15 protein-coding genes, 1 tRNA gene and 1 pseudogene are annotated in these 21,478 nt (G+C 71.5%); 10 read left to right on the top strand and 7 right to left on the bottom strand.

The window, feature by feature from the left end; genetic code table 11:
• The first annotated feature begins 40 nt into the window (after window positions 1-40).
• The 8 genes and pseudogenes from ACY34J_RS07540 (at window position 41) to ACY34J_RS07505 (ending at window position 9,401) form a co-directional block, all read left to right on the top strand.
• Complete coding sequence (locus tag ACY34J_RS07540) at window positions 41-982, top strand: glutamate ABC transporter substrate-binding protein (RefSeq protein ID WP_462725814.1); 942 nt, start codon at window positions 41-43, stop codon at window positions 980-982.
• 42 nt (window positions 983-1,024) lie between these two features.
• Window positions 1,025-2,356: a coiled-coil domain-containing protein gene (locus ACY34J_RS07535; protein WP_462725815.1), complete on the top strand. Its 1,332-nt coding sequence runs from the start codon at window positions 1,025-1,027 to the stop codon at window positions 2,354-2,356.
• Window positions 2,353-4,815 (top strand): serine/threonine-protein kinase, encoded by a 2,463-nt coding sequence (locus ACY34J_RS07530; protein ID WP_462725816.1) that lies wholly within the window; start codon window positions 2,353-2,355, stop codon window positions 4,813-4,815. The genes ACY34J_RS07535 and ACY34J_RS07530 overlap by 4 nt, the downstream gene beginning before the upstream one ends.
• Window positions 4,816-4,818: 3 nt before the next feature.
• The gene (locus ACY34J_RS07525; RefSeq protein WP_462725817.1) at window positions 4,819-6,003 is read left to right on the top strand and encodes a PP2C family protein-serine/threonine phosphatase; all 1,185 of its coding nucleotides are present in this window, start codon (window positions 4,819-4,821) and stop codon (window positions 6,001-6,003) included.
• 105 nt (window positions 6,004-6,108) lie between these two features.
• Window positions 6,109-6,219: pseudogene (locus ACY34J_RS07520) on the top strand (hypothetical protein); the annotation flags it as partial.
• Window positions 6,220-6,306: 87 nt separating this feature from the next.
• Complete coding sequence (locus ACY34J_RS07515; RefSeq protein ID WP_462725818.1) at window positions 6,307-7,473, top strand: FHA domain-containing protein; 1,167 nt, start codon at window positions 6,307-6,309, stop codon at window positions 7,471-7,473.
• 105 nt (window positions 7,474-7,578) lie between these two features.
• Entirely contained in the window at window positions 7,579-7,983 is a 405-nt protein-coding gene (locus tag ACY34J_RS07510; RefSeq protein ID WP_462725819.1) for a globin, read from the top strand.
• A gap of 140 nt (window positions 7,984-8,123) precedes the next feature.
• Window positions 8,124-9,401, top strand: a complete 1,278-nt coding sequence (locus ACY34J_RS07505; RefSeq protein WP_462725820.1) for a cytochrome P450 — start codon at window positions 8,124-8,126, stop codon at window positions 9,399-9,401.
• A 63-nt stretch (window positions 9,402-9,464) separates the two neighbouring features.
• Here the strand turns inward: ACY34J_RS07505 and ACY34J_RS07500 are convergent, their stop codons facing one another.
• The 6 genes from ACY34J_RS07500 to ACY34J_RS07475 form a co-directional block, all read right to left on the bottom strand.
• The gene (locus ACY34J_RS07500; RefSeq protein ID WP_462725821.1) at window positions 9,465-10,364 is read right to left on the bottom strand and encodes a hypothetical protein; all 900 of its coding nucleotides are present in this window, start codon (window positions 10,362-10,364) and stop codon (window positions 9,465-9,467) included.
• The gene (locus tag ACY34J_RS07495; RefSeq protein WP_462725822.1) at window positions 10,361-10,792 is read right to left on the bottom strand and encodes an acyl-CoA thioesterase; all 432 of its coding nucleotides are present in this window, start codon (window positions 10,790-10,792) and stop codon (window positions 10,361-10,363) included. Before ACY34J_RS07495 ends, ACY34J_RS07500 begins: the two co-directional genes overlap by 4 nt.
• Window positions 10,793-10,794: 2 nt before the next feature.
• Window positions 10,795-12,459 (bottom strand): energy-dependent translational throttle protein EttA, encoded by a 1,665-nt coding sequence (ettA, locus tag ACY34J_RS07490; protein ID WP_462725823.1) that lies wholly within the window; start codon window positions 12,457-12,459, stop codon window positions 10,795-10,797.
• A 228-nt stretch (window positions 12,460-12,687) separates the two neighbouring features.
• Entirely contained in the window at window positions 12,688-14,082 is a 1,395-nt protein-coding gene (locus ACY34J_RS07485; RefSeq protein WP_462725824.1) for a Cys-Gln thioester bond-forming surface protein, read from the bottom strand.
• 427 nt (window positions 14,083-14,509) lie between these two features.
• Window positions 14,510-16,525, bottom strand: a complete 2,016-nt coding sequence (locus ACY34J_RS07480; RefSeq protein ID WP_462725825.1) for a GTPase — start codon at window positions 16,523-16,525, stop codon at window positions 14,510-14,512.
• Window positions 16,522-18,189 carry a dynamin family protein gene (locus ACY34J_RS07475; protein ID WP_462725834.1) on the bottom strand — a complete coding sequence of 556 codons (1,668 nt, stop codon included), beginning with the start codon at window positions 18,187-18,189 and terminating at the stop codon, window positions 16,522-16,524. Before ACY34J_RS07475 ends, ACY34J_RS07480 begins: the two co-directional genes overlap by 4 nt.
• A 283-nt stretch (window positions 18,190-18,472) precedes the next feature.
• On the opposite strand from ACY34J_RS07475, the gene ACY34J_RS07470 reads away from it, so the two are divergent.
• Window positions 18,473-18,545, top strand: a tRNA-Arg gene (locus ACY34J_RS07470).
• 300 nt (window positions 18,546-18,845) lie between these two features.
• Here the strand turns inward: ACY34J_RS07470 and ACY34J_RS07465 are convergent.
• Complete coding sequence (locus tag ACY34J_RS07465) at window positions 18,846-19,043, bottom strand: hypothetical protein (protein WP_462725826.1); 198 nt, start codon at window positions 19,041-19,043, stop codon at window positions 18,846-18,848.
• Window positions 19,044-20,041: 998 nt separating this feature from the next.
• Between ACY34J_RS07465 and ACY34J_RS07460 the strand changes: the two genes are divergently transcribed.
• Window positions 20,042-21,478: hypothetical protein (locus ACY34J_RS07460; protein ID WP_462725827.1), on the top strand; the 1,437-nt coding region annotated here is incomplete at its 3' end.

Genomic DNA, 21,478 nt, shown 5'->3' with positions numbered 1-21,478 from the left:
GCCGTACCTCCCCCAGGGGAGGGCGGTCCAAGGGCTGCTCATGGCGTGCGCGGTCACCGCCACGTTGGTGTCCCTGCCGGGGCCCGGTCTGCGCGCGGACCATACCGCCAGGGCGGCGCGTGGTCTCGCGGGCGGTCCTGTCCAAGCGCCGGAGCACCGGGCGACGTCCGCCACGGACTGCGAGGACCCGGCCGCGAGCCTGCGCCCCTCGGGCGGCAGCGGACCCGCCATCGAGCGCATCAAGAACCGCGGTTACCTGATCGCGGGAGTCGACCAGAACAGCTTCCGCTGGGGCTATCGCAATCCCGCCACCGGAGAACTCGTCGGCTTCGACATCGACCTGGTGCGGGTGATCGCCAAGGACATCCTCGGCGACCCCGGCAAGGTGGTCTACCGCGCGATCCCCACGAACCAGCGCATCCCCGCCCTGGAAGGCGGCACGGTGGACATCGTCGCCCGCACCATGACCATCAACTGCGACCGCATCAAGCGGGTCGCCTTCTCCACCGCCTACTTCGAGGCCGGCCAGCAGGTGCTCGTCCCGGGCGGCTCGCCGATCACGGCTTTCGACGACACACTGCGCGGGAAGAAAGTCTGCACGGCGGCGGGCTCCACCGGCGAGTCCGAACTGGCGAAGGAGTCGCACGGCGCGAAGGTCATAACGGTGCCCAACCAACTGGACTGCCTGGTAAGGCTGCAGCTGGGCCAGGTCGACGCGGTGATCACGGACAACGCTCTCGCCGCCGGCCAGGCCGCCCAGGACCCCTCGGTCAAACTGGTCGGCAAGCCGTTCACCCAGGAGCCGTACGGCGTGGCGATGAACCTCAGGGACCAAGACCTGGTACGCCGGGTGAACAAGGTCCTGGAGGATTACCGCAAGGGCGGCGCCGACAGCCCCTGGATGACGGCGTACGAGAAGTGGCTCGCCGCCGACCTCAAGGGCATCACCGGCCCGCCCGCGCCGACGTACCGGCAGGACTGAAGCACCTGATACAACGTCACAAGCGAGCAGGAGAGGTGATCGATGGGGGTCGCGGGACCCGTTCCCAGCTCCGCGGGGCAGCCGCCCGGCCCGGTCATGGACCAGGAGGAGGCGGACCGTGCGCTGGCCCGGCTCGGCGCCGAGCACGAGGCGGTCGAGACCTCGCTGCTGGCGCTGCAGGACCACGCGGGTCGCAGACTCCTCGAGGGCGCCGAGCTGACCGGCGTCACCAAGGACCGCTGGGCCGCCACCGAACAGGTCATCACCCTCCTGTGGGCACACTTCGACGCCTACACCGCGGCGTTGGAAGGCGCCCGGGAACTGCGCGCCCGGCGCCGCTGGCCGACCCGCGACGACCTGGTCGAGCTGACCAAGCTGCTGTCCGGCGCGGGCATCACCGTCCCGGTCGGCGCGGCAGCCGAAGCGGCGGCCCCTTACACCGATGAGCCGAGCGATCCGCTGAGCCTGGAGGAGCTGGTCGAGCGGATCAACGGCTGGTACGCCCAGGCGCTGGATGTGGTCGTGGCGGCCGAGGCCGTCTGGGCGGCGCTGCCCGCCCGGATCGACCTGCTCTCCGCCGAGCTGCAGCGCACCCGCTCCCTCGCCCACTCCGTCGGCGTACGCCCCGGTGAGCACCCGGCGGGCGACGACCTGGAGGAGATCACGCAGGAGTTGACCTCCCTGCGCGCCGAGGTGGTCTCCGACCCGCTCGCCTTCTGGACACCGGCGACAGGCAGTGCGGCCCCCGGCGGCGGCCGGCCCGACACCGACCGCTACGACCGGGCGGCCCGCGCCCTGGAGGACGTGCGCCGCGAGGTCGAGGCGGTGCTGGCCGTCCGGCAGGACGCCGAGCGGCGGCTGATGCAGCTGCGCGACGTCCTCTCGCGGGCGGACCGTACGCTGAACGAGGCCCGGCAGGCCCGGGGCGAGGTGCTGGCGAAGATCGCCGCGTCCGAGGTGCCGGCCGTGAGCGGCCCGCCGACCGCCCTGCACGAGCAGCTGGCGGCCGCCGCGGACTACCGCCGCAGGGCCCAGTGGCACCGGTTGTCCCCGCTGCTGGACAGCCTGGAGCAGCGCGTCGAGGACGAACTGCTGCGCGCCCGCGAGTCATTGACCGCGGTGACCGCGCCGCTGGCCGTACGGGCCGAACTGCGTGGCCGCCTCGACGCCTGCCGCGCGAAGGTGGCCCGGCACGGCATGGCGGAGGATCCGCTGCTGACAGAGCGGTACGACCTGGCGCGCCGGCTGCTGTGGAGCGCGCCGTGCGATCTGCGCGCCGCCGAGCAGGCGGTGCTGCGCTACCAGCAGGCCGCGGCGGAGGTCCTGGTGCCGAGGCAGCCCGGGCCCGTGGAGGACGGCGAGGGCCGCGGATGAGGAAATGCCGTCAGCCGGGGTGTGCCGGGGCGTACCAGGACGTGGGCGGCGAGCTGTACTGCGACAGGTGCGGCTTGGCGCCGGCGGTGTCCCCGACGGGGATGGTCGGCTCGCCGCCCACCGGTATCACAAGCCACGGCGGCAAGAGGGGCCGCGGCCAAGGCGGTTCTTCGGGTTCCGCTTCGTCGGGTACGTCGCCCCGCGTGCCGAGTCCCCGCCGGCCCGCGTCGGTGCCGGCGCGCTCGCTGCCCGGTTCCCCGACCTCCCGGCTGGTGTCGGTGCGCAGCTCCGGCTCCGGCGGCTCCGGGTCGGGGGCCGGCCGGAACAGGCTGGGCGCCGGCCTGGTGTCCGTTCCGGAGGTTCCACGTCCGGACCCCCGGGCGGCGGTGCTGGCCGACCCCGAGGTCCCGGAGCGGAAGCGGTTCTGCGGCCGCGTCGGCTGCGGGGCGCCGGTGGGCCGCGCCCGCGGTGGGCGGCCCGGCCGGACGGAGGGCTTCTGCACCGAGTGCGGGCACCCGTACTCCTTCCTGCCCAAGCTGCGGCCCGGCGACGTCGTGCACGGTCAGTACGAGGTCGCGGGCTGCCTCGCGCACGGCGGCCTCGGCTGGATCTACCTCGCCGTGGACCGGGCGGTCTCCGACCGCTGGGTGGTCCTCAAGGGCCTGATCGACACCGGCGACGAGGACGCCGTCGCCGCGGCGATGTCCGAACGGCGCTTCCTGGCCGAGATCGAGCATCCCAACATCGTCCGCATCTACAACTTCGTCGAGCATCTCGACGAACGCACGGGCAGCCTCGACGGCTACATCGTCATGGAGTACGTCGGCGGCAAGTCGCTCAAGGAGATCGCCAACGACCGGCAGACACCGGACGGCAGACGGGACCCGCTCCCGGTGGAGCAGGCCTGCGCGTACGGGCTGGAGGCGCTCGAAGCGCTCGGCCATCTGCACAGCCGGAACCTGCTGTACTGCGACTTCAAGGTCGACAACGCCATCCAGCAGCAGGACCGGCTCAAGCTCATCGACATGGGCGCGGTCCGCCGGATGAACGACCAGGAGAGCCCGATCTTCGGCACCAACGGCTACCAGGCGCCGGAGATCGCCGAGTTGGGCCCCTCGGTGGCCTCGGACCTCTACACCGTGGCCCGTACGCTCGCGGTGCTCACCTTCGACTTCCAGGGCTACACGAACGTGTTCGTGGACAGCCTCCCCGGCCCTCAGCACATCGAGGTCTTCCGCCGCTACGAGTCCTTCCACCGCCTGCTGGTGCGGGCCACCGACCCGGACCCGGGGCGGCGCTTCGCCTCGGCGGAGGAGATGGCAGAGCAACTGACGGGCGTCCTGCGGGAGGTGGTGGCGCTCCAGTCCCGCCGGCCGCAGCCCGCGCTGTCGACGCTCTTCGGCCCGGAGCTGCGGGTCACAGACACCCGGCTGTTCACGGAGCAGCCGGGCGTCGTCTCCCGCCTGGGAGCCCGCGGCGGCTCCCCCGATGCGTACGGCACACAGGCCGGGGACGGCCCGGCGCCGCTGGACACCCGGGCCGCCGCGCTCGCGCTGCCCGTGCCGCGCGTCGACCCGGCCGACCCCAACGCCGGTTTCCTCGCCGGGCTGATCGCCTCCGGCCCGGCGGAGCTGATCGCGGCCCTGCGCTCCGCCCCCACCGACTCCCTGGAGCTGCGGCTGCTGGAGCCGCGGGCCCTGCTGGCGGCGGGCGAGGAAGCCGCCGCCGCGAAGGCTCTGGCGCAGTTGGAGGCCCAAATCCCCGGCGACTGGCGCGTGATCTGGCACCGGGGGCTGGCATCGCTGGTGACCGGCGACCAGGAGACCGCGGCGCTCTCCTTCGACGCCGTCTACGACGCGTTTCCCGGCGAGACCGCGCCCAAGCTGGCGCTGGGCGTCTGCGCCGAGGTACTGGGCCAGTCGGACAACGCGGCCGAGTACTACCACCTGGTCTGGACGGCCGATCCGAGCCATGTCAGCGCCGCCTTCGGCCTGGCCCGGGTCCGGCTGGCCGCCGGGGACCGTACGGGCGCGGTGGCGGCCCTGGAGTCCGTGCCGGAAGCCTCGATCCACTACACGGCGGCCCGGGTCGCAGCCGTGCGGGCCCGGCTGCGGCAGCGCCCGGCAGGCGATCCGCTCCTGGAGGACCTGACCGCCGCCGCCGAACAGGTGCTACGGCTACGGGAGTTCGGACTGGACACGGTGCGGCGGGAACAGCTGTCCACCGAGGTGCTGGGCTGTGCCCTGGACTGGATACTCGCCGGCAGCCAGGGGGCGCCGACGAGCGGAACGGCTGCCGCCGGACAGCGGACACTGCTCGGCAGCAGCCTGGACGAGCGGGGCCTGCGCTCCGGCCTGGAGCGCTCGTACCGCGTACTCGCCCGGCTGGCACAGCGTGGCGAGGAAAGGATCGAACTGGTGGAACGCGCGAACCGCTTCCGCCCCCGAACGTGGGTGTGACACATGCCGCAGCTGCCCCAACTGTCAGCCTGCCCGAGCTGCCACGAGCCGCCGGAGTCGGGCGACGCCTACTGCGGCGCCTGCGGGGTGGACCTGTCGGCGGTGGCGCCACCGCCGGCCGCGGTCCACCCCACGGTCGCCGTCGACAGCGCCGAACCGGACGAATCGCCCTTCGCGCCACCCGCGTCGGACGCGCCGGCCGCCGGTGCCGGTCCCCGTACGGCCACCGGGTACGGCCTGCTCGATCCGCCGTTTCCGGGCGGCACCAAGCCCTGTGTCGCCTGCCGTATGGGGCTGATCGACAAGGACGGCTGCTGCGAGAACTGCGGCCACGCCCAGCCCCGTGAGCGGGACCACATGGAGCAGGATCTCGGCGGCGTGGCCGCGGTCACCGACCGCGGGCTGCGGCACCACCGCAACGAGGACGCCTTCGCCGTGAGCGCGACCTCGCTGCCCGACGGCTCACCGGCCGTGATCGCCGTCGTCTGCGACGGTGTGTCGTCCGCCACCCGCCCCGACGAGGCGTCCATCGCGGCGTCGCAGGCCGCGAGCGAGACGCTGCTCGCGGCCCTGTCGCGCGCCACCCACCCGCGGCAGGCCATGCACGAGGCGATCATCGCCGCCGCACGGGCCGTCAACTCCCTGGCGGAGAAGGACGGCGAGGCCGAGGAGTACGACTCGCACCGGCACGGTCAGAACGCCCCCGCCTGCACCATCGTCAGCGCTGTCGTCACGGCCGGCCTGCTCACCGTGGGCTGGGTGGGCGACAGCCGCGCGTACTGGATCCCGGACGACCGTACGGCACCTGCCGCCCGGCTGACCGAGGACGACTCCTGGGCGGCGCACATGGTTGCGAACGGGCTGATGTCGGAGGCCGAGGCGTACGCCGACGAGCGTGCGCACGCGATCACCGGCTGGCTGGGCGCGGACGCGTACGAGGTCGAACCGCACACCGCGTGCTGCACGCCGGAAGGGCCGGGTGTGGTCATGGTGTGCACCGACGGCCTGTGGAACTACGCGGAGACCGCCGAGGACATGGCCCGGGCCGTGCCGCCCACCGCCCGCACCCGGCCGCTGCACGGCGCCCAGTCCCTGGTGGGTTACGCGCTGGACGGCGGGGGCCACGACAACGTCACCGTGGCCGTGTTGCCGTTCCCCGCCCAGGCGGCAGGGGCCCCATCGGCCTGAGGCAGCAGGACGTGCGGGGGAAGACCGTCCGGCCGCCTCTTTGTCGATGTGTCTGCATGGTGAGCCAATCGGTGGCCGGGCCGGGCAACCGAGGCCCGTGGCACGGGGAATGAACAGACTGCGAAACTCCCTGCGAAGGCGGTGGACGGGCTCGATGGGGCGACAGGTACTGTGCGGCTGAACGCGAAGGCCCCGGACGCCGACGAGATGAGGCTCGAGTCGCGCTCCACCGGGCCCGCTCGCATCAGTAGGCAACAAGAAGGACGGTCCGCAGGGGCCGAGGGGAGAGGGGGAAGCGTCGATATGCCGACCTGCCCGAACGGCCACCAGTCAGGCTCCCATGACTGGTGCGAAATCTGCGGACACCGCATGACAGGTGCGCCCGTTCCTGCCGGAGCCGCCGCGCCGCCGCCCCCGATGCCGGGTGGCGCTGGCGCGCCCGCGGGGGGTTACGGATACCCGAATCCGAACCAGCCCCCGCCGCCGGCCCCGGGCCAGGCTCCGTACGACCCGAACGGCGCGGGTACGGGCGAGCAGTGCCCGCAGTGCCGTACGCCGCGGCAGGGGATGGCGCCGGTCTGTGAGCAGTGCCACTACAACTTCCTGACGCACTCCCCGACCGCGTACTCACCGCCACCCCCGCCGCTCGAGGGCGTCGTGCTGCCGCCGGGCTTCCAGCAGCAGAACCAACCGCAGGCACCCCAGCCGCCGCAGATGCCACCGCCGCCGGCTCCCCAAGGGGCGCCGCAGGGGATGTCGCAGGGGCCGCCGCAAGGGCCGCCGCCGGGGTTCGACTACCAGAGCTCGGGCCGCTCGCCGATGAACCACCCCGCGGAGTCGCTTGCCCCCCAGCCGCCGCAGATGCCCCAGGCGCCAACGCCTCAAGCGCCGCCCCCACAGCCCTTCCAGCCCCAGCAGGCCCCCTTCGGCCAGCCGCCGCACCAGCACCCGCCGCAGGCTCCGGCGCCGGGTCCGGGCTTCCCCGGCGAAGCCGACTGGACCCTGCAGCCGCCGGGCCAGTCACCGAGCGCACCGCCTCAGCAGCCCGTCGCTCCGCCCGCCCCTGCGAGCTGGGTGGCCGTCATCGCCCCGGACCACGAGTACTTCGCCGCGATGATGAGACGCAGCGGCCCGGAGGCCGCCGGGCTGAGCCTCCCGGGGTACTCCGGAGAACAGCAACTTCCGCTCACCGGCGGCCAGGTCACCATCGGCCGCCGCCGCAACAGCACCGGCGAGTCGCCGGACATCGACCTGGGCCGGCCGCCGGAGGACCCGGGCGTCTCGCACCAGCACGCGGTGCTCGTCCAGCAGCCCCACGGCAGCTGGTCCGTGGTCGACCAGAACTCCACGAACGGCACCACGATCAACGGCGGAGAGGAACCGATCCAGCCGTTCGTCCCGGTTCCACTGCAGGACGGTGACCGCGTACATGTGGGTGCCTGGACCACCATCACGGTTCGCCGGGGCTGAGAACGGATTTACAAATCAGGACAAAGCTGGTCATATGTCAGGTCGTTCGTCACCTAGGGTCCTACGGCCCAGGTCCTCGGCCGGGTGGTCTGAGACGATGGAGCCGTGACTGAGATTCAGCGCGGCACACTGCAGGAGCAGACGTTCTACGAGCAGGTCGGCGGGGAGCCGACCTTCCGTCGCTTGGTACAACGCTTCTACCAAGGAGTCGCCGAGGATCCCCTGCTGCGGCCGATGTACCCGGAGGAGGACCTGGGCCCGGCCGAGGAGCGGCTTGCGCTGTTCCTCATGCAGTACTGGGGCGGTCCGCGCACCTACAGCGAGAACCGCGGCCATCCGCGGCTGCGGATGCGGCACGCGCCGTTCACGGTCAACCGCGCGGCGCACGACGCGTGGCTGCGCCATATGCGCGCGGCCGTCGACGAGCTGGAGCTGGCTCCGGAGCACGAGAAGCAGCTGTGGAGCTATCTCACATACGCGGCTGCGTCGATGATCAACGCCGAGGACTGAGCGCTTTCCCGCCCGCCCGCCCCGGAAAAGGGGTGAGTGGGCGGCCGCCATTCCGGCACGAAGCGCCGAAGCCTTGTGGAGACCGCACAGCGGTCCGTCACCAGCCCTGACCTGGGGCCCATAGCCGGGGCGCCGGGGCCATGCGCGAGGATGAGCGGGTGCTCCTCGATCCTGCGGACCCCGCCTTCGCGCGCGACCCGTACCCGTATTACGCGCGGCTGCGCGCCCAGGGCCCGGCGGTCCGGGTCGCGCTGGCCAACGGCACGTACGCCTGGCTGGTCACCGGTTACGACCACACGCGTGCGGTACTCGCCGACCCCCGCTTCTCGAACGTGCCGCCGCAGCGCGCGGGCCGGCCGAAGCCGGATTCGCCGGCGCAGCAGGCCCGGGCCGGTCTCGCGCGTCACATGCTCAACTCCGACGCCCCCGACCACACCCGGCTGCGCCGCCTGACGTCCGCCGCCTTCGGCCCGCGCCGCGTCGACGCCCTGCGGCCGCGCATCGAGCGGCTGGCGGCCGGGCTGGTGGCGGAGCTGGCGGCACGGCTCGACGGGGGCGGCGCGGTGGACCTGGTCGACGTCTTCGCATTTCCGCTGCCGGTGCTGGTGATCGGCGAGGTGCTGGGGGTGCCGGAGGCGGACCGGGCCGATCTTCGGGAGTGGACCTACCGGGTCGGCTCACCCGCGGACGCCCTCCCGGAGGGCGCGGTCGACGAGGCGTGGACCAGCCTCCATGCCTACTTCACGGCGCTGATCGAAGAGAAGCGGCCGGAACCGGGCGAGGATCTGTTCAGCGCGCTCATCCACGACGCGACCGACGGCGGGCTGGACGACGGCGAACTGCTCGCCATGGCGTTCCTGCTGCTCTTCGCCGGTTACGAGACGACGATGAACCTGCTGGCATCGGCGTCCCTGCTGCTGCTCAGCCATCCGCATGAACTGGCCGCCGCCCGCCGGGATTCCGCGCGCTGGGCGGCCGTGGTGGAGGAGGCGCTGCGGCACGCCAGCCCCCTGGAGGGGACGACGTGGCGGCGTACGACCGAGGAGGTGGACCTCGGGGAGGGCGCGGTCATCCCGGCCGACGCCTCGGTCTTGGCCGTCCTCGCCGCGGCGAACCGCGACCCGGCGCACTTCCCGGAGCCGGACGCGTTCAGGCCGAGCCGCTATCTGCCCGCCGCGGACGGGAATCGGGCCGCGCCGCATGCGGCGTTCGGGCATGGCCCGCACTTCTGCGTGGGCTCGCGGCTGGCACGTCTGGAGGCGACCGTCGCGCTGCCGCTTCTGTTCGACGCTCTCCCCGGCCTGCGGCTCGCGGAGGACCCCGCGGAACTGCCGTACCGCCCGGGCCTCCTGGTCCGCGGCCCCCGCCGCCTCCCAGTCACCACCACGCCGGAGGCGTCCCTCCCCACCCGCCCCTGAAAAAAGGGGCTGGTGGGCGGGAAAAATCCGCGCCGGAGGCGCGGATGGGCAACGGGCCGGCGATCAGGCCGGGGTGACCGTCAGGCCGCCCGTAAGGCCCGCCTGGCGGACGACGATCGACCCGTACGGCGTACGCAGGCGCAGCCAGCGCCCCGCGGCGAGAAGCGCCAACGGCTCGGGCTCCGCCGGGACGACCACGGTCGCGGCACCGTTGCCGCGCGGCCCCGGGTCCCCGGAGACCGCGGCAGCGACCGCCTCCTCCGCCGGTACGGGCCGCAGAAAGCCCAGCGACTGCGCCGCGTGCGCGGCGCGCAGCGGCAGCTGAGTAGAGCCCAGCGTCCGGGACCAGATCTCGCGGCCGATCCGGTCCAGCTCAGCCCGCGTACGACGCTCCTGGGGCAGGTCCTCCATCCGGGACCGGAACTCGCTGACCGCCGCCGCGACCGCGCCCCGGATCTCCTCCGGCCCGGGCAGTCCGCCGACCCGCTGCCAGCCGCCCCGAGGCGGCAGCACCCCTGCCCACGGCGGCCCGGTGACCGCCGCGGGAACGGTGACCTGGAGCTCGCCGGTTACCTGCCGTGCATCCGTGCCAACAGTGACGACACCGGCTTCCGGCGCAGCGGCGGCTTCCGACCCGGCACCAGGCCCCGGCACGCCCTGCCTCCGCAGTGCGGCGTCAATGGCGTCGGCAAGCTGACCCGCCGAGACGGTCACATCCAGCGCACCGGGGATCCCGGGCTGCCAGGCCCCCGGAGTCCGCGACTCGCGCCGAGCGGCCCCGGCGGAGAGCCGAGCGGTCCGCACGGCCAGGACCTCGAAGGACGCCGGCCGGCCGAAGACGGCGAGCACCCCGCCGCCGGCCTGCAGCCGTACCACGGCCGCCCGGTCGTAGTGGATCAGCCGGCCCAGGAAGGCGGCGAGATCCGCCGCCTCCCGGGCATCGGCCAGGCGCAGCGCCGTCATGCGGCGACGGCCTCCTCCGCGGTGTCGTCCCGGTACTGCTCGAGGAAGGCGCGCTCCTCGGCGGTGATCCGCCGCGGGCGGCCCGCGGCGAAGTCGTACGGCACGACGACCGTCGAGGCCCGGACGTACACCTGCTCCTCGTCCTTCACCTCGTACGCGACGGTCAGCGCGGCCGCGCCGATCTTGGTGACCCAGGTCTCCACGGTGATCGGCTCATGCCGGTGCACCAGCGGGCGTACGTAGTCGATCTCGTGGCGGGCGACGACGGACCCGCCGGTGAACGACGCGCTGCCCTCCCCCGGCGCCAGCCGGAACATGAAGTCGATCCGCGCCTCTTCGAGGTAGCGGACGAAGACCGCGTTGTTGACGTGCCCGAAGGCATCCATGTCCGACCAGCGCAGGGGGCAGGAGAAGATGTGACGCGCCACACTCAGCCCCGGGTCAGCTTCTTGTACGTGGCGCGGTGCGGACGAGCCGCGTCCGGGCCGAGCCGCTCGATCTTGTTCTTCTCGTACGACTCGAAGTTGCCCTCGAACCAGAACCACTTGGAGTCGCCCTCGTAGGCGAGGATGTGGGTGGCGATGCGGTCGAGGAACCAGCGGTCGTGGGAGACGACCACGGCGCAGCCGGGGAAGTCCAGCAGCGCGTTCTCCAGCGAGGACAGGGTCTCGACGTCGAGGTCGTTGGTCGGCTCGTCCAGGAGCAGCAGGTTGCCGCCCTGCTTGAGGGTGAGCGCGAGGTTGAGGCGGTTGCGCTCACCACCGGAGAGGACCCCGGCGGGCTTCTGCTGGTCCGGGCCCTTGAAGCCGAACGCGGAGACGTACGCCCGCGAGGGCATCTCGACCTGGCCGACGTTGATGTAGTCCAGCTCGTCGGAGACGACGGCCCACAGCGACTTCTTCGGGTCGATGTTGGCGCGGTTCTGGTCGACGTAGCTGATCTTGACCGTCTCGCCGACCTTGATGTTGCCGGAGTCCGGCTGCTCCAGACCCTGGATCATCTTGAACAGCGTGGTCTTTCCGGCGCCATTGGGGCCGATGACACCCACGATGCCGTTGCGGGGCAGGGTGAAGGAGAGGTCGTCGATGAGGACCTTGTCGCCGAACCCCTTGGAGAGGTTCTCGACCTCGACCACGACGTTGCCCAGACGCGGGCCCGGCGGGATCTGGATCTCCTCGAAGTCCAGCTTCCGGGTCCTCTCGGCCTCGGCGGCCATCTCCTCGTAGCGGGCCAGACGCGCCTTGGACTTGGCCTGGCGGCCCTTGGCGTTGGAGCGGACCCACTCCAGCTCTTCCTTGAGGCGCTTGGCGCGCTTGGCGTCCTTCTGGCCCTCGACCTTCAGGCGGGCCTGCTTGGTCTCCAGGTACTTGGAGTAGTTGCCCTCGTACGGGTAGGCACGGCCGCGGTCGAGTTCGAGGATCCACTCGGCGACGTTGTCGAGGAAGTACCGGTCGTGGGTGATCGCGACGACGGTGCCGGCGTACTTGGCGAGGTGCTGCTCCAGCCACTGGACGGACTCGGCGTCCAGGTGGTTGGTGGGCTCGTCGAGCAGCAGCAGGTCGGGGGCCTCCAGCAGCAGCTTGCACAGCGCGACGCGGCGGCGCTCACCACCGGAGAGGTTGGTGACCGGCCAGTCACCCGGCGGGCAGCCGAGCGCGTCCATCGCCTGCTCGAGCTGGGCGTCGAGGTCCCAGGCATCGGCGTGGTCGAGCTGCTCCTGGAGCTTGCCCATCTCCTCAAGCAGCTCATCGGAGTAGTCGGTGGCCATCTGCTCGGCGATCTGGTTGAACCGGTCGAGCTTGGCCTTGGTCTCGGCGACGCCGTCCTGGACGTTCTCCAGGACGGTCTTGGACTCGTCCAGCGGCGGCTCCTGCAGCAGGATGCCGACGCTGTAGCCGGGCGAGAGGAATGCGTCACCGTTGGACGGCTGCTCAAGACCGGCCATGATCTTCAGCACCGTCGACTTGCCGGCGCCGTTGGGGCCCACGACACCGATCTTCGCTCCGGGCAGGAAGCTCAGGGTGACATCGTCGAGGATCACCTTGTCGCCGTGCGCCTTGCGCGCCTTGCGCATGGTGTAGATGTACTCAGCCAACTTGGATACCGTCCGGCAGATCTGGGAGTGGGCAGATACACCCATCTTGCCGTAACGCCCGCGGTGGGCGGTAACCACCAGGGTACGCACCCGGCGGGGCCCGCTTGGGGACGCCCTGAGCAGGCCAGAGGCACCCGGATATCACGGACAAATGGCAGGGCCGGGCCCCTGGTCAGGAGCCCGGCCCTCAGCGGCCCGGCGATCCTTCCGCCGGCCACCGGTGAACGATTACTCGCTCGCGGCGCCCGCCTTCTTCTTGCGGAGGAAGAAGACCGTGCCGCCACCGATCACGAGCAGCGCGACGGCGATGCCGCCGATCACCGGGGTGGCGCTGCTGCTGCCGGTCTCGGCGAGGTCGCCGTTGCCACCGCCGGTGGTGGAACCGCCGACCGTGGCCGGGCTCGGCTGGGAGGACGGCTTACCGCCACCGCTGCCGGAGGTCTTGCAGTCCAGGACACCGGAGAAGGTCTTGGTGAAGCCGTTCGGGCCCTTGATCGTGAAGTCGTAGGCCTGGTCCTCCTGCACCGGGACGGTGATCGTCTCGGACTTGCCGGCCTCGATGGTGTGCTTGGTGCCGGCGAGCTCGAAGGTGAACGCCTCGTCGCCCTGGTTGGTGGCCGTCACGTCCACGCCGCCCTTGGCGCAGTTCTTCTCGGCGGAGAGCGCCGGGATCGCACCCTTCTTCGCCCAGGTCGCCGTGGCGGTGGCCGAGACGGTGCTGTCGCTGGAGCCGGCGAGGATCTGGGTCTGGCTCTTGGTCTCGCTGACGAAGGCACGGCCGACCGGGACCGAGGTGGTGGCCTGGACGGTCAACGAGGTCGAGCCGTCGGCGGTGCCCGTCGGCACGTCGAAGAACAGCTCGGTGCCGTTGGTGGCGCTGGTGACGCGCTTGCCGTCCTTGTCGACGACCGTGACGCCGCTCGCGGCGGCGGCCGGGGCGGGGGTCACACTCGCGCTCTGGGCGTCGGTGTGGACCGTGACCGGGCCGAGCCGGTCACCGGACTTGCCGGAGACGGCGGCCGGGTCGAGGGTCAGCGAAGCCTTGGGCTCCTCGAGGTCCTGGGCCGACTTCTCGAGGTAGTCGGCCAGCTTCTCGGCCTCGGGGTTGACGGCCTCGACGTTCGCGCGGTCCGAGTAGCGCCAGATCGCGACCTGGGTGCCGGCCGCGGCGGTCTTCTCGGTGAGCGGGCCGGAGCCCGCCTTCTTCGCCAGCTCGGCGAGATCGTTCACCTGCGGGTACGAGTTCTGCAGGATCCAACGGATCTTGCCCGCGCTGGCGTTGTTGTGCAGCGACGACTCGCTCCAGGAGACCTCCTGGTACTGCGCCTGGCGCTGCGTCGGGTTGTTGATGTCGATGCAGTACGTCTGGAGCGTGCCACCGCCGTCGACAGTCATCTCGAAGAGGCCGGCTCCGACCTCCTGGTCCCGACCGCCGTCCCGGTGGATGACGGCCTGGTCGGCGATCTTCAGGCCGCCGAGGGTGGCGGTCGCTCCACCCCGGCTCGGAGTCGCGTCATCGGCCAGCGCCGGACCCGCGACGGCTATCGCACCCGCAGCGGCCAGGCCCGTGGCCAGCACCGCGGCGGCGAGGCGGGCGGAGCCTCGCCTGCGTACAGAAAACATGGATTCCCCTCCGTGCAAGGCGTGGGGGGTACGCGCCTCGCATGCAAACTCAAGAACCCCCATGAGTACGCAGGGATCCTAAGGAGAAAGCACAACAGGGTCCCCACCAATCTCACTTGACAACCAATCCGAATCGCAATCGTTATCGCAGGAGCGTTCAAACGCCTGGGATTATCGACAAGTCACCCATTGGATCAGGTGGATTCCACGGCAGATTTCCGCAACGTACGCCATTGAGGTCGCAGTCCCGCAGAAGGTTGCGAACCGGGCAGTAATACTTTGCGCCCGCAAGGGGGTGTGCTGCGGCAACTGCCTCTCTGCGGCGTAGAGTTGACGGTGTACCCGCCCGCCAAGAGGCGGACGGGAACAGGACCCCGGCGCCGGAGGCGCGGGGCAGGCAGGTGGGACGGTCAGCCGCCCATGGACATCACAGGTGCGTGGCGCCGCCCGCTGCCACCAAGTACCGGTCGCGCACCTCCCGGTAGCGCAACAGCTCGGCAGCGACCGGCTCCAGCACCCGTTGCCGCCCGCAGTAGGCCGCCGCGTCGCGCAGCCGCCGCTCCGCCTCCTGCCCGTGCCGCCGCGCCGGACCACGTGCCGCCATCCGGCAGGACCACTCCAGCACCGGCCCGCCCGCGACGCCGATCCCCATCAGGACCGCAGGCAGCAGCCAGCTGTCGGTCGGTCCCCGCACCACGGCTGCCACCAGCCACAGCGCCGCGGCCACTTGGAGCATCAGCAACAGCCCCTGCACCGCCGCGGCGACGGCCCACCAGCCGGGGCCGGCGGGCCGGCCGATGCCCGCCGCCAGCCCCGCCGCCGTACGGTCCAGTTCCTCCGGCAGCCCCTCCGCACCGCGCACCGCGGCTTCCCGGACCGCTTGTCCCCACGGCTCCGGCAGCCCTGCCGCGGCTTCGTCGGCCATCGTCCGTACGGCGTGCTCCACCATCGCGCGGGACGTGCTCAGGGCGTTCCCGTCCTCCGAACCGGCCTGTGCCGGCTCCAGGATCCGCACCGCCTTGCCGCGCGAGCGCTTGGCCTCGTACCGACGCCGCAGCTGCGCCCAGGGCGCGCTGCAGGACAGCTCGGCCTGCCGCCGCCATTGGCGTTCCGCGGCCTGCCCGGCGGCCTCGGCGCCCACCGCGTCCGCGAGCCGGCTCTCGAACTCCGCGCGGGCCTGCTCCGTCAGCCCGGCCCGCCCGTCCGCGACATACGCAGGACGCAGTCGTGCGGTGGCCCCGGCCACGTCGGCGGCGAGCCGGCGCTCGGCAGCGCCGCCGTCGGAGCTGAACCGCGCCAGTGCCCGCCGGAGTTCGCCCACACCGTTGCCGGTGAGCGCCGACAGCGCCAGTACGGTCGCCCCCGGCTCGCCGTGCTCACCCAGTGCGAGCCCATCCTCGTCCAGGAGCCGCCGCAGGTCGTCGAGCACCTGGTCGGTGGCATCTCCCGGCAGCCGGTCGATCTGGTTGAGGACGACGAAGGTGACTTCGGCGTAGCCGGCGAGCGGGCGCAGATAGCGCTCGTGCAGCACGGCGTCCGCGTACTTCTCCGGGTCGACGACCCAGACGATGGCGTCCACCAGGCCGAGCAGCCGGTCCACCTGCTCGCGGCGCCCGGGCAGCGCGGAGTCGTGGTCGGGCAGGTCGAGGAGGACCAGACCGCGCAGGTCGTACTCCGCCCATTCGCCCTCCGGGCGGCGCGGGCGCCGGCGCAGGTGCGGCGGGATGCCGAGCCGGTCGAGGAGCCCGTCCGCGCCGGCGGACCAGGTGCAGGCGATCGGGACGGAGGTCGTCGGCCGGCGCACACCGGCCTCGGAGATCGTGCCGCCGGCGAGGGCGTTGAAGAGGGTCGACTTGCCACTACCGGACGCTCCGGCGATGGCGATGACGGTGTGGCTGAGGGAGAGCCGGTGTCGGGCGGCGGCCTCTTCCAGGACGCGCCCGGCCTCGGCGAGTCTCTCCGTCTCCAGGCGGGTTCGGGACAGTCCGATGAGCTCGCGCAGCGCCTCCAGGCGGACCCGCAGAGCGCGGCTGTAGTTGTGGCGGGGCGGTCGGCCGCCCGCTCGGGTGTGGCCCTGCCTGGCCCGGCCCGGATCGTCCGGCATCAGGGCCTCGAGCAAGGCCTGTTCGCTGCTCGGTCCGGGGCCGGCCGGCTGCCGCGCGCGCCGGGCGATCAGCCCGTCGTCCCAGGTGCGGTCCGCGCCGGCCGGCCGCGTCGCGGGAGCGGCGGGAGGCTGGGGCTCGGCGTGCGCAGGGCCGCTGTGCGTCGGGCCCGGGTGCGTTGGGGCCGGCTGCCGCGGGGCGGCGGTTGCGACCGGGGGAGCCGGCGCATCCTGGTCATTGGCTCCGGATCGGCCCTCGTCAGTACCGTGCTCGGGGCGGCGGCGCGTGGCCCGGGCGGGCTCGCCGGGTCGGCCAGTGGCGGCGGATGTCACCGCGGTCACCTCTCCTTCTGCAGTACGGACAGCGCGGCAATCAGCTCGACCTGCTGCTCGGGCGTCACATCGAGGGCGTCCAGCGGGGCCAGCCGCCGGTCGCGCTCGCCGGACAGGACGCGGTCCAGGCACCCGGTCAGCAGCCGCCCACCCCGGTCCCTGAGGCGTACGGCGCCCTGCGCGCCCAGGGTCTCCGCCAGCGTGTCGCCCGCCCAGCGGGTCCGCCGGCCGCCGAGCAGCACGGCGGCCAGCAGTGCCGCGACCTGGTCGGAGTCCGCGGCACCCGCCCGCTCGGCGGCGCGTACTTCCTCATCGGCCAGTTCCTCCAGGCACCGCCGCCAGCGCCGTACGGCCAACCCGATTCGGTCCGCGAAACCGGCGGCCCCGGCGGCAGTAGTGCCGGTCAGATGTCCGCCCTTCGCTGCCCGGTCCTGCCGCCAGGCACGGGCGGCGCGCTCGTCGGCGTCGGCGACGCGGCAGCACAGCAGTGCGGCCAGACTGTCGACGAAAGCGTCGAGGAGTTCGGCGGGACCGCTGTCGCGCGGATAGCCGCGCCAGCGGGTGAGGGCGTTGCCCGCGAGCAGCCCGCCGTCGGCGACTTCGCGCCGCACCCGGTCGGTGACTTCGGCGTAGGCGTCCTCGACACAGTGCGCCAGGCGCAGCGCGGCCGCGTGCTGGGCCGCGGCGGCGCCGGCCAGCGCGGGCAGCCGGGCGTTCAGGGAGTTCATCACACCGCTGGCCGTACGGGCGGCGGCGACGGTGCGGGCGGCCGGGTCCTGGGCGCGGTGGACCAGCCAGGCGCGCAGCGGGGCGACGGCGCTGGCGGGCAGCAAGCCGCTGCCGTCGCCGGCGGATTCGGGCAGCTCGGGGATGGTGAACCGGGGCACATCGCCGAGTCCGGCGGCCTCCAGCAGCGCGCCGTACTGCCGGGAGACGTCGGCGACGACCTGGTGGGGGACGCGGTCGAGGACGGTCACCAGGGTCACGTCGTACTCCTTGGCCGTGCGCAGCAGGTGCCAGGGCGCGGCGTCGGCGTAGCGGGTCGCGGTGGTGACCAGGACCCAGATGTCGGCGGCGCAGATCAGCTGGGCGGCGAGATCGCGGTTGCGGGCGACGAGGGAGTCGATGTCAGGGGCGTCGAGCAGGGCGAGGCCGGTGGGGATGGTGTCGGCAGTCGCCACGCGCAGGGCGGGCGGCCCGTTGTCCGGTCCGTTGTCACCCTCGGTGTCCGGCTCGTAGTCGTAGCCGTCGCCCGCGGGGCCGCCCGGTGCGCCCTGCGCGTGCGAGGCTGTGGTGTCCTGCCGCGGCGGCCGGAGCCGGGCGAGGTCGGGCAGCACCCGGCGGCCGGCGAACCAGTGTTGATCCTCGGGGTGGCAGACCAGTACGGGCGTACGGGTGGTGGGGCGCAACACCCCGGCCGCACTGACCTGGCGGCCCGCCAGGGAATTGACGAGCGTGGACTTGCCGGCACCGGTGGATCCTCCGATGACGGCGAGAAGGGGGGCTTCGGGAGTGCGCAAGCGGGGCACCAGATAGTCGTCGAGCTGGGCAAGCAGCTCAGCACGACTGCGGCGGGCACGGACGGCGCCCGGCAGAGGAAGCGGAAAGCGTGCGGCGGCTACACGGTCGCGCAGTGCGGACAGTGCTTCGAGCAGTTCAGGCCGTACGTCCAAGGTCGCCACATGCGAAGAATGCCCAATTTTGGAGCCTTTTTGAAGCGTATGAGGCTCGTGTGCCGATCACAGCGTGGGAAGACTGGTGTGACGCTTGAGCCCGGGGCATAACGAGTGCACAACACCGTTGGCCTCGGGCACCAAAAACGGTGCAGGATTCCCACCTACCTGCGATTATCGGACCGCTTCACGGAACCTCCACAACGTGTCACGGAGGTGAAGCAACCGGGACGAGGTTCGCGGAGCCCTATCCTTGTCCCGGCCGCCGCGCGGCCTTCATCCGGCCCCCGTAGCTCAGTGGATAGAGCAGGCGCCTTCTAAGCGCTTGGCCGCAGGTTCGAGTCCTGCCGGGGGCGCACAGAGTGCACGCTTGACAGGCCCTCCTCCTGGGAGGGCCTTTTTGCTGGTCAGGGGCACCTTAGCGGGCGGTATGTAGCGGACGCGTAAGCGCCGGACCGTCCTCGGTGATCATGAGGGTGGTCCGGCGCTGTCCGGCGGTCACCGGATTTCTGCGGGTGGCCCTGTCGAATACGTGTCGAAGGTTCGCGGGGCGGTTCAGCGATCTTCCGTCAGGTCGGGGTCCGGCGCTGTCCGGGCGGTCACCGGATTTCTGCGGGTGGCCCTGTCGAATACGTGTCGAAGGTTCGCGGGGCGGTTCAGCGATCTTCCGTCAGGTCGGGGAGGTCTCCCCCGGCCTCGATCCGCCTCTGGTGATCTTTGAGCTGACCGGAGATACAGCGGGCGTACGTAGCGAGCAGGACCGGGACGCTGTTGCCCGCCCATTCGGTGACCTGTGCCGGCGGGATGCCCGCGTTGAGCCAGGTCGTCAGGCAGGTATGCCGCAGGTCGTACACACGCTTGCCGGGCGGCGAGGCGCCTTCCTCAGGGGTCAGGACTTCCTGTCAAGGCCCGCGCACCGCGCGGGGGCGCGCCGCCTCAGCGGCGCGGCCTGCCTCTGTCTTCGCCCGGCTGGCCGCGCCCGGCGGCGCGCTGGCGGCTGCGGGCCTGGTGTGGGAGAAACCCTCTGCGGCTGGGGCGGTCGGCTCCACGTTAGGCAGCCACTTTGGCGCGAGCCTCGAAGATCATGGCCCCAGATCGGGCCATTGCGGGCAGGTCCAGAAGCCTGCCCGATCCGCGGGCGAGCGTAAGGGCCATGATCACTCGCGCCAAGCAGCTCCAGCCCAAAGCCGCTCCACCGACCGCGTGCCTGCCTGTCCGCAGGCTGGGGCATGCACTCCCCTCCACATGTAAGGGGTGCGAATGACAGCTCTTACAGATGGCTTGAAAAAGCATCGCTCATTGGCTGGAATCGTCGATCTTGCTCAGACTGCCAACTCTTCCGGGCTGGGGCAGGCGTGATGTGTGCTCAGCCTGTGAGACCGAGTTCGCGTAGAGCGTCGGCTGGGTGGTTGCGGTAGTGGTCGTGGGCGGCGCATAGGACGGACCCGTTCTCCAAACGGGGGAGAGCGAGTTTGCGCCCGTCAAGGTGATCTCGTCAAACCACGATGCGTGTCTCGCAATGAGGGATTTATGCGGGGCTTATAACGGTCCCGTTCTGGAAGATCGAACTCAGTGTCTGCGAGATTACATGCGGATTCCACGACCACGATTGTTGCTCGCTGCTGCACTGGTCTTCGCCAGCTTCACCGTCACCTCAGAAGCGCAGGCGGTACGCGAGGTGCGGCCTGGTGTTCACGCAGCCGAGCGGGGCCCAGACGGCGACTCCGGCCCTGCGGTGCATCACGATACTTCGCCACCGGTGCGCACCCTGCATGCGGCTCCGTCAAAGAGCAAGGGCCCGCACCCCGTCAAAGAAGTGCCGCATCCCACAGCAGCAGTGACAGACCCAGTAGTGCAAAGGGACAAAAAGCGCGTTGCAGCGCTCCCCGTCACCGTCAGCTTCGATGGTATCGGATCGAACAACTACCAGGTCCCAGGTGTTCCGCCGGACCCGAACGCCTCGGTCGGCACCACCCAGATCGTCGAAACGGTCAACGACGCCTTCGCCGTGTATTCCAAGACCGGCGCCACCCTCATGGGGCCGACGAACACGAACACGCTGTGGGCCGGATTCGGCGGGCCGTGCGAGACGACCAACGACGGGGACGCCGTCGTACGCTGGGACACCCTGGCGGGGCGCTGGGTCATCACCCAGTTTGCCAACGCAGCCTCGACGACGGGTCCGTTCTACGAGTGCGTGGCCGTCTCCACGAGCGCGGACGCGACCGGCACCTACAACCGGTACGCCTTCAGCTACACGAACTTCAACGACTACCCGAAGCTCTCGGTGTGGCCCGACGCGTACTACGTCACCTACAACATGTTCAACCCGGCGGGAACCGCCTTCCTGGGCGCCAAGGTGTGCGCCATGGACCGCGCGCAGATGCTGACCGGGGCGCCGGCCACCCAGCAGTGCTTCGACACCGACCCGGGCCATGGCGGGCTGCTCGGCGCCGACCTGGACGGATCCACACCGCCGCCCTCGGGTGCACCGAACCTGCTGGTGGGGCTCGACACGAGCACCACGCTGGCCTACTGGAAATTCCACGTCGACTGGACCACGCCCGGTAATTCCACCTTCACCGGGCCCTCCACCCTCCCGGTGGCGCCGTTCACCATCGCCTGCAACGCCTTCGTCCGGCAGCAGTGCGTCCCGCAGGGCGGCACTACCCAGACGCTGGAGGCGCTTTCCGACCGATTGATGTATCGGCTGGCCTACCGGAATTACGGCACCCACGAATCCCTGGTGGTCAACCACTCCGTTCAGGCCGGCACTTCGTCCGGAGTGCGCTGGTATGAGTTGCGGCTGTCCGGCGGCAACCCCACGGTGTACCAGCAGGGGACGTACGCCCCCGACGCCACCTGGCGGTGGATGGGCTCCGCCGCCCAGGACCAGGTGGGCAACATGGCGGTCGGGTACTCGCAGTCCTCCAGTGCCACGTTCCCCTCGATCCGTTTCACCGGCCGCCTGGCCGGAGACCCGCTCGGAACACTGCCGATCGGCGAGACCACCATCCAGAACGGCGGGGGATCGCAGACCAGCTTCGGACGATGGGGTGACTACACGTCCATGGCCATCGATCCGTCGGACGACTGCACGTTCTGGTACACGAACCAATATCAGCCGACCACCGGGGTCTTCAACTGGCGTACCAGGATCGCGTCCTTCACGTTCCCCGACTGCACGGCCGCTCCACTGCCCTCGCTGACCATCGGCAAGAGCCACAGCGGGAACTTCACTCAAGGCGGCACGGGCACCTACACGATCACGGTGGGCAACTCCGGACCT

The organism is Streptomyces sp. HSS9-12, from assembly GCF_054963655.1.
The sequence above is the reverse complement of the archived record's forward strand: the minus strand, read 5'-3'. Positions and strand labels throughout refer to the sequence as shown.